General features: G+C 39.6%; 7 protein-coding genes. 4 read left to right on the top strand and 3 right to left on the bottom strand.

Annotated features, from left to right (window positions below):
* The first annotated feature begins 131 nt into the window (after positions 1–131).
* From DFP77_RS18925 to DFP77_RS18940, 4 genes are all read left to right on the top strand, one after another.
* On the top strand, positions 132–1,292 hold the full coding sequence (locus DFP77_RS18925; RefSeq protein WP_114413742.1) for a PD-(D/E)XK nuclease family protein: 1,161 nt from the start codon (positions 132–134) through the stop codon (positions 1,290–1,292).
* Between the two features lie 184 nt (positions 1,293–1,476).
* On the top strand, positions 1,477–2,409 hold the full coding sequence (locus DFP77_RS18930; RefSeq protein ID WP_211085242.1) for an Abi family protein: 933 nt from the start codon (positions 1,477–1,479) through the stop codon (positions 2,407–2,409).
* Positions 2,400–5,702 (top strand): type I restriction endonuclease subunit R, encoded by a 3,303-nt coding sequence (locus DFP77_RS18935; RefSeq protein ID WP_114413743.1) that lies wholly within the window; start codon positions 2,400–2,402, stop codon positions 5,700–5,702. The genes DFP77_RS18930 and DFP77_RS18935 overlap by 10 nt, the downstream gene beginning before the upstream one ends.
* A gap of 4 nt (positions 5,703–5,706) precedes the next feature.
* Positions 5,707–6,531, top strand: a complete 825-nt coding sequence (locus DFP77_RS18940) for a M48 family metallopeptidase (protein ID WP_114413744.1) — start codon at positions 5,707–5,709, stop codon at positions 6,529–6,531.
* A gap of 52 nt (positions 6,532–6,583) precedes the next feature.
* Here the strand turns inward: DFP77_RS18940 and DFP77_RS18945 are convergent, their stop codons facing one another.
* From DFP77_RS18945 to DFP77_RS18955, 3 genes are all read right to left on the bottom strand, one after another.
* A complete protein-coding gene (locus tag DFP77_RS18945; protein ID WP_114413745.1) occupies positions 6,584–6,988 on the bottom strand; it encodes a hypothetical protein in 405 nt (134 codons plus the stop codon).
* A 69-nt stretch (positions 6,989–7,057) separates the two neighbouring features.
* The gene (locus tag DFP77_RS18950; protein ID WP_114413746.1) at positions 7,058–7,315 is read right to left on the bottom strand and encodes a hypothetical protein; all 258 of its coding nucleotides are present in this window, start codon (positions 7,313–7,315) and stop codon (positions 7,058–7,060) included.
* A gap of 3 nt (positions 7,316–7,318) precedes the next feature.
* Positions 7,319–8,584 (bottom strand): Arm DNA-binding domain-containing protein, encoded by a 1,266-nt coding sequence (locus DFP77_RS18955; protein ID WP_258861229.1) that lies wholly within the window; start codon positions 8,582–8,584, stop codon positions 7,319–7,321.
* Between the last annotated feature and the right edge of the window lie 25 nt (positions 8,585–8,609).

An 8,609-nucleotide genomic window follows, 5' to 3' on the forward strand; every position in this document is an offset into this window, starting at 1 on the left:
CAAGTGGGTTAAGTGGTGATTAAATGTCGCTTCTGAGGAAATACTGTCACAAGCTGAAAGTCAGCTAAAAATTGTCTTACTTGTTCGTATGTTCCCTAACTTAAAATGAACATAAAGGAATATCTCAAACAATGGATATTGAACAGTTAATCGCTTTAATCGATGGTTTTAAGCAATTCCCTCAAATAAAACGAGAAACCACTCTTTTTGATATTGGAAGCCGTGGGCATTTCGAGAACCCAATGACAGAGGTACTAAGCTTCTTTTGTAACACCACAGAAGTTCATGGTATGAATGACTTGGTAATATCAAGCATTGTCAGCTTAATAAGGCAAAACGCCATTTATGAAAGCCTTCAGTATGCTCAAGCGCATGGGAAGCCACAACGAGAAGTCACGACAAAAAATAATAAACGTATCGATTTATTATTAAACTCAGATGAATGGGTTATCGCGATCGAAAGCAAGGTGAATCATCAGCAAATCAACCCTTTTGATGAGTATGAAGCCTATGTAGACAGCTTAATTAGGACTAAGAAAGCAGTAAATAAAGATAACGATTTAACTGATGAGACAGAAAAACAGGCTGTTTTTGTCATTTTATCCCCTGATGGAAAAGTTGATAACGTACACCTTCACCCTCGCTGGTGTGGAATCAGTTTCCAACAATTGGTTAATGAAATAAAGAAGCGGCTACAGCAGCATTTTTTCGACGCACCGTTTAATAAATGGTATTTGGTATTAAAGGATTTTTTACTGCATTTGGAGAACCTTGTGAACGACGAAGAACAAAATAGCGCTCAAGAAGAATTCGTTTTGACGCACCTTGGTGAAATATCTCAGGCCTGGAATTTGCTCAAAAACACCTTGCAGAGCGTCCAACAAAAAGCCCATACGAAACTAGAGCAGCATCCGGAGCTAAACGGTATATTACGCAGCCAAAAGTCTTCTTGGTTCGGTTTGCCTACCACTATTCTCTATAGCAAAGATGAAATGACAGAGGCGGTACTTTTCGCCACTGGCGTACCATCTGTGGACATAGCTGATGACGATCCACGCAATGCAGGAAAGCACATTTTCATCCAAATTCATATTCAAACAGATGATGAAGAACTAGAACTTGAAAGCATTCATGAATCCTTAGCAAATAAAGCGGTTAATCATTGGTATTCTGGCGGAAGCAAATGCTTTAGATGGCCTGTCAATGAGCTGTCGATCGAGGGAATAACAAAAGAGTTTGTTTCAACTTTTGAAGCAATTAATAACTTATCACCTCTGTCCTTAAACAAATAAGAAAGGCTTAAAAAATGCTCCGATATACTTTTCAGATTGACGAGGTCGTCATTTTTAACCATACTTATTGCAACATAACCGTCACGCTTAGTGCTCTTTTTTCTTCGATTAAAGATGTAACGCGCAACCTTGGCGGTTTTTTTACACCTAAAAAAAACCAGTCAAAAAAGCAAAAGGCTAGTACATGCCTTTAATGCCATACACAAAGCCTTCTCTTACCTTTTCAGACCAAGTGAATCACCTGAAAAATAAAGGTATGTTGCTCAAAGATAAAACCTTTGCTGAAAGTACATTAGCCAATATTAGCTACTATCGCTTAAGTGCATATTGGTACCCTTTTAGACTGCGTGATACGGCCTCCCCACAGCAAGTGTTAGATCAATTTGAGAAAGAGACTTTTTTTGAAGATGCTCTTTTTCTATATGAAACAGATCGAAAGTTACGCTCTTTAGTCACAGACGCCATTGAAAGAGTCGAAGTTTCTGTTCGTACTCAATTCACTTACCATATCGGGCATAGATACTGTGCCTTTGGGTACGCAGACAAGAACAATTTCCACAATAAGTTTGATCATCACAAGTGGCTTACTCAATTACAAAGTGAAGTACACCGTTCAAAAGACGAGTTTATCGATCACTACAAAAACACTTTCCAAAACTTCCCTTCAATTCCCATTTGGATGCTGACAGAAGTAATGTCATTGGGTACTTTATCATTTGGTTATGGTGGTTTAATAAATGATCAAAAAAAAGGAATTGAAGATAAAAAAGCTATCGTTCAGCACTTTAATCTCCACCATAAAAAGCTTGGCGACTGGCTACACACGCTAACGTACGTTAGAAACGTACGCGCACATCATAGTAGGTTATGGAATCGTACGTTATCCATCAAACCAGATAAAACAAAAGAAGCAAACTGGCTGTCTCCTCTAACACCGAGAAATGATAGAATTTTTTATATTCTACTCATGCTAAGACATTTACTAAGAGCTACGGGGAATGGTGAAGATTGGGCACAGCAAGTAAACCAAGCCCTCGACCTACTTGCTCATAATAAACGCTGGCGATCAGCAATGGGAATGCTTGACAATTGGAGCGAACACCCAATATGGAAATAACTACACAACAAACAATCTACTTCACAGAAGAAGCGAGCTCTAAGATCCCAGCGTTAACTCTTCTGACTAATCTTGGCTATAAGTTTATTCCACCAACTGAATGTGAAGCCTTACGTAGCAATAGTCTAACCAGTGAGAAAAAGAGCTCTTATCAAGTTATTCTACTCCCTGTAATGCGTGCTTTTTTAGCCAAACAAACATTTCCGTTTGCAGGTAAACAACATAACTTGTCTGAAGCCGCTATTGATAAGGTGATGCATGAGCTTAACCCTGCTATGAATTTAGGCTTAAAAGCGGCCAATGAAAAAATTTACAATGCACTGATGTATGGCATAAGTGTTACTGAATTTATAGATGGTAAAAAAGCATCTCCCACCATTAAGCTAATTGATTGGCACGATATAAGTAACAACCAGTTTCACTTCACAGAAGAATTGATGGTACGAAATACAGAAGGCACTAGCAATCGAGTTCCTGATATTGTGTGTTTTGTAAATGGCTTACCATTGGTTGTGATTGAGGCGAAGCGTCCGGATTCCAATAAAGAAGGTAAATCGACCAATAGCGAGGCAATTTCACAGCATATTCGTAATCAAGGGCAGACAGAAATCCCTCATTTATATGCCTATAGCCAATTGCTGTTAGCGATAAATGGACATGAAGGTTTATACGCGACCTGCGGCACACCTGAAAAATTTTGGGCAAAATGGAAAGAAGAACATATTCCAGAAGCGGAATTTGTAAGACTTAAAAACAATAAACTAAACAATGAGCAGCTAAATGCCTTGTTTAATCATCGCTCTACCAGAGTAAAAGATAATTACCTTTCGCTTGTCGCTGCCGGGGAACTAACCGTTACCGACCAAGACAGATTAATTGTTAGCCTGTTACGTCCTGATCGCCTCCTCGAAATGACCCGCTTGTTTACCTTGTTTGATCAAAAAGCAGGAAAAATTGTGGCTCGTTATCAACAGGTATTTGGCATAAAGGCACTGGTAGAGCGCATCAACACTTTTGATGATTCTGGGGCTCGTGAAGGTGGTGTTATCTGGCACACCACGGGCAGCGGTAAGTCATTTACCATGGTATTTCTATCAAAAGCCCTTATTTGGCTAGAAGAACTCGCTCAATGCCGATTAATCATTGTAACCGACCGTGTGGATTTAGAAGATCAACTCAGCAGTACTTTTGCCTCTGGTGGTGTACTAACCTACCGAGATAGAAAAGATGCCATGGCCACCACTGGTAAACGTTTAGCGGAACAAATTGGTCAAGGAAACGAGCGAGTTATTTTCTCAATAATTAATAAGTTTGGCTCTGCTATTAAGCAAAAAGATTGTTATAACGACAGCCCAAATATTATTGTATTAGTGGATGAAGGCCACCGAAGTCAAAACGGTGAAAACAACATTCGCATGCAGCAGACGCTGCCTAAAGCGGCATTTATTGCTTTTACTGGTACACCACTTTTAAAAGACGATAAAACAGAAAATAAATTCGGAAAGATCATTCACTCTTACACTATGCAGCAAGCGGTTGAAGATCAAACCGTTACACCACTTTTGTATGAAGAACGCATTCCTGAATTGAATGTTAACGATAAAGCCATTGATGCTTGGTTTGAACGTAGTACCAGCCAACTCAGTGACGAACAAAAAACCGACTTGAAGAAAAAGTTTTCACAAAGAGGTCAGATCTACCAAGCCGAAGGCCGAATTGAATTAGTCGCTTACGATATTTCCGATCATTTCCAAAACTTTAAGCAGCAAGGGTTAAAAGGACAATTAGCCTGTGACTCTAAGGCATCTGCTATTCGCTACAAAACGGCATTAGATAAAATTGGTGCAGTTACTTCGGTTGTCGCCATATCCTCCCCTGACACCCGTGAGGGGCACGATACTGTTGATCAAGAAAGCAAAGACCTTGTACAAAATTGGTGGAAGTCTAACGTTAATAAAATGGACGAGAAAGCCTACACCAAAGCTATTATTGAAGAATTTAGCAGAGACGATGGTCCTGACATCATGATCGTGGTGGATAAGCTTTTAACAGGCTTTGATGAACCAAAGAACACCGTACTGTATATAGACAAGTCACTAAAAGAGCACAACCTTATTCAAGCCATTGCTCGTGTAAACCGCTTACACAGCAAAAAGCAGTTTGGTTACTTGATTGACTACAGAGGTATTTTAAGAGAGCTTGATACCACTATTGAGAAGTACCAAGACCTTGCAGAACGCACTCAAGGCGGTTTTGATATTGATGATCTGAAAGGTTTGTATAACCGCATGGATACCGAATACAAAAAACTTCCAGGCCTACACAGTGAGTTGTGGTTATTATTTGAAGGGGTTAAGAATAAACAAGATGGCCCCGCTTTGCGTCAAGCACTTGCACCTAAAATACAGGAAATAGGTACAAATCTGACGGATACAAATCTTAAGAAACGTGATGACTTTTACTCTACACTCACTGCGTTTTCAAACTGCATGAAAGTAGCACTGCAATCAGCCACCTACTTTGAAGATAAGTCCTTCGATAATAGACGTGACCTATACAAGCGTGACTTAAAAGTTTTTGTCCATCTGCGTAAACAAGTACGCGAAGATGCAGGTGAGACCGTGAATTACGATGCATACTCAGAAGACATCAGAAGCCTTCTCGACAAGCACATTGCAGGTATAGAAATAAAAGAGCCTGACGGTGCTTACTTAGTTGCTAACTTAGGAAAAGACTTAAAGCCGCAGGATATAAGCGATGACGAGGCTCGTAACCAAACGGATAAGATTACTGGCCGAATTACAAAAATGATTAAGCAAGACTTAGAAGATGATCCCTATGCTCAAGAGTATTTTTCTAAGATGCTTAAAAAGGCGATTGAAGATGCTAGAGCCATGTTTGATGCACCAGTTAAACAATACATTCTCTTTGCTGACTTTGAACAGGAAGTGAAAAATCGCAAAGTGGCTGATATTCCCAAGGATTTTGTAGATGATGCAGGCAAGCTAAACAAACATGCGCAAGCTTACTTTGGTTTGTACAAACATCTATTTGATGCTGAATTCTTAACTGAGAAGGCACTAGATAATAAAAAGCTAGTATCGATTGCTTTTGATATTGATGCAGTTGTAAATGATGCGGTCGCAGAGTATTCCATTAACCCTGCGGAAATTGAAAACGCTATACACATGAAGTTATTACCAATGTTATTTAGTGATCTTGGCCTTGATAATGCTCAAAAGCTGATTGAAGAAGTGCTGAAGATAACCCGATTAGGTATAGCTAGAGGCTAATAAAGTGAGTCAAAAAACAGTAGCCGCTTCTATTCATTCAAAAGAAAGCAGAACATCAAATAAAAAAGGTGTTTTTACCTATGGTAACGACACCATTCACTATGATGTTATTCGTAAAACAAAGCCTGCTGATAACACTAAAAAAGTAGCACGCAAGGTAATTATTAAGGTTCATCCAGATCAACGTGTTGTGGCTACTGTGCCTCATGATGCAAGAGATGATGCTATTCAAGGTGCCATGCATAAGCGTGCCAGATGGATTTGGCAAAGTATTAATGAATTTGCAAAGCAAAAAGACGCGGTTTTAGCTAAGCGTTACGTGAGTGGCGAAACCCAATTTTATTTAGGTAAGCGCTATGTGCTAAAGGTCATCGTTGATGCCGAGCAAGCCCCAAACATAAAGCTAAGCCGTGGCAAATTGAACCTTACAATCAAGCACGAAGTGAATAAAGACATTGATGATCGGTTGATGAACATTAAACCGTTAATCGACAAGTGGTATCAACAGAAAGCAAAAACGGTTTTCAATGATCGACTACTAGCGCTCTTACCAAAAACAACGTGGGTGATAGGAATCCCTTCTTTTCGCGTAATGGCTATGAAAAAACAATGGGGAAGCTGCTCTACCAAAGGCAACCTGATGCTCAACCCTCACCTTATTAAAGCACCTAAAGAATGCATTGATTACGTGATTTTGCACGAACTTTGCCATATCGCAGAACACAACCACAGTGAGCGTTTCTGGCGTTTATTAACCCAAGTAATGCCTAACTGGAAAGACGTAAAAGCAAAATTGGATGATATGGCTGAAATGTTTTTAAACGACTAACTTTTAAAAGTTAGTATGACATGGGCTGAATGAACTAGAGGATCCAATTCGTTCACATCCTACTTAAAAAGAAATCTCTAACCTCATAAAAATCATTAATCGAACTATTTTTTAACAAATATTCTTTAACCGAAAGCCCCTCAAAAAGAGGATGATTAATAGGTCTTTTAAAAGAGCTGTAATGTAAGCCAATTGGTACACTTTGGTGTATCGCCTTATAAATACCAGCCAATAAAGATAATCGTTCTATTATTTGGAGCTCTAAATCTAGCATTCCAATCTCTTCACTGATTTCCTGCCAATACTTCCATTTCTCTGTTTGAATCCCCCCAAGTAATGTCGCCATTTCATCATCAGACAAGTCCCAGCATTGCTGGGAACTTTGCTGCTTCAACCAAAGAATGACATTGGCACAATTTTTACTAAGGTCCAATTTATCTAATGTTGATATATCCATTTTCACTCCATAATTGAAAGTACAACACACAAAGGTAGGGAGTAGCACTCCCTACCTTACCATTACAGATTACCAACATTCTCCTTGCAAAAAAGCCGGAACACTCCCAACTAAAGAACACCTCAAAAGCCCATAATCAGAATAGCGCTCATATTCATTGGTTAGCTTTTCTTGCACCCAGAGTGCCACAGCTTCACTATTTGTATAAACTGGAGCCAAATTAAGTATAGAGGCTAAACCTACGCCATCAATAATATGAAGGTCATCAATTAGCATCTTTGAAAACTTTTCAGCCTTAGGCGTCACCCAAACATTCGATTTAGCCATACTTTATTCTCCAGTCTCAGATTTTTGCTCGGTTAACTTTATGTGTTCTTGCAACAATAGACGATCAAAGGCTGAACCATCTTGTCGGGTTAAATTCGGAACATACCGTGAGTACACACGAAATAGCATTTCCGTCGTTGTATGACCCATCTGACGAGCAATCCATTCTGGGTTTTCACCCGACGCTAACCAAAGCGTAGCTGCGGTATGGCGCGTCTGATAAGGACGACGCTTCTTGAGGTCTAATAGCCTTAACAATGGATACCAAATACGTTTCGTCACTGTGTCACTCTTAAGAGGGCTACCATCAATATTGCAAAACACTAGACTCTGATCATGTGTCATTTTGTATTGCGCTTTTAATGCGTCATAAACTGGCTGAGACATATAAATCTCTCGCTGCGAGCCGTCTGTTTTAGTGTAAGTGAACTCCCCTTTTACCCAAGTTTCACGAATCAAAATCTGCCGCCTTTCAAAATCGACATACTTCCACTTAAGACCATCAACTTCGCCTGTACGCATTCCCGTAAAGAAACGCACTGTGAAATAGTTTTTAAAGTCCCTTCTCACCGACTGAATAATCAAATTCACTTGATCCAAAGAAAATGGATCTATGTCTGTTTTCATGATCTTTAACGATTTAATTCCCTTCCAAGGAGAGGTAAACTCGTATCGGTCGGCGGCTTCATTAATAATCATTCTAAGAGGCGTCATTATCTTGTTGATTGATGCAGGCTTAAGAGCACTATTTTTCCGTTTGGGTTCTTTGGCGAGAGTTGAACGAAAATTTAGTATGTCTGCTTTTGTGATGCTGCCGACTTCTTTATCACCGAAATAAGGTATTGAATACACATCAATGCTACTTCTCACTGAAAGTGCATGCGAGTTTCTCCACTCGATCTTTTTCTCATCAAACCAAAGCTCTGCAAACTCTTTGAATAAAAGCGTTTTTCTTGCCTTTTTTGCAGTATGTTCAGTCAACATATCCTTCTGTTCTCGAAACAAATCCGCTTTTTTGCTGTTTGGAAAATAATCCCAATACTTAAATGTACCCAATGTGATTTCAGCCTCTATACGATCAAGAATTTGCTTAGCTCGCTTCTTGTTCGCAGGAGAGTCCGTCAGTTTAGTCTGCTCACGACAGCGCTCACCCTTAAAACGGAAATCCAATAATAACTTGCCGCTTCTAACGTTAATGCTGTTCTGGTCAAGTCCAACCGGACACTTTCCTAAAGGAGTTTTCATACTCAATGGGTGATTGGTCGCCATTCGACGAATGTAATCGCTCCAGATT

The organism is Marinomonas foliarum (assembly GCF_003337275.1).
Taxonomy (GTDB): domain Bacteria; phylum Pseudomonadota; class Gammaproteobacteria; order Pseudomonadales; family Marinomonadaceae; genus Marinomonas; species Marinomonas foliarum.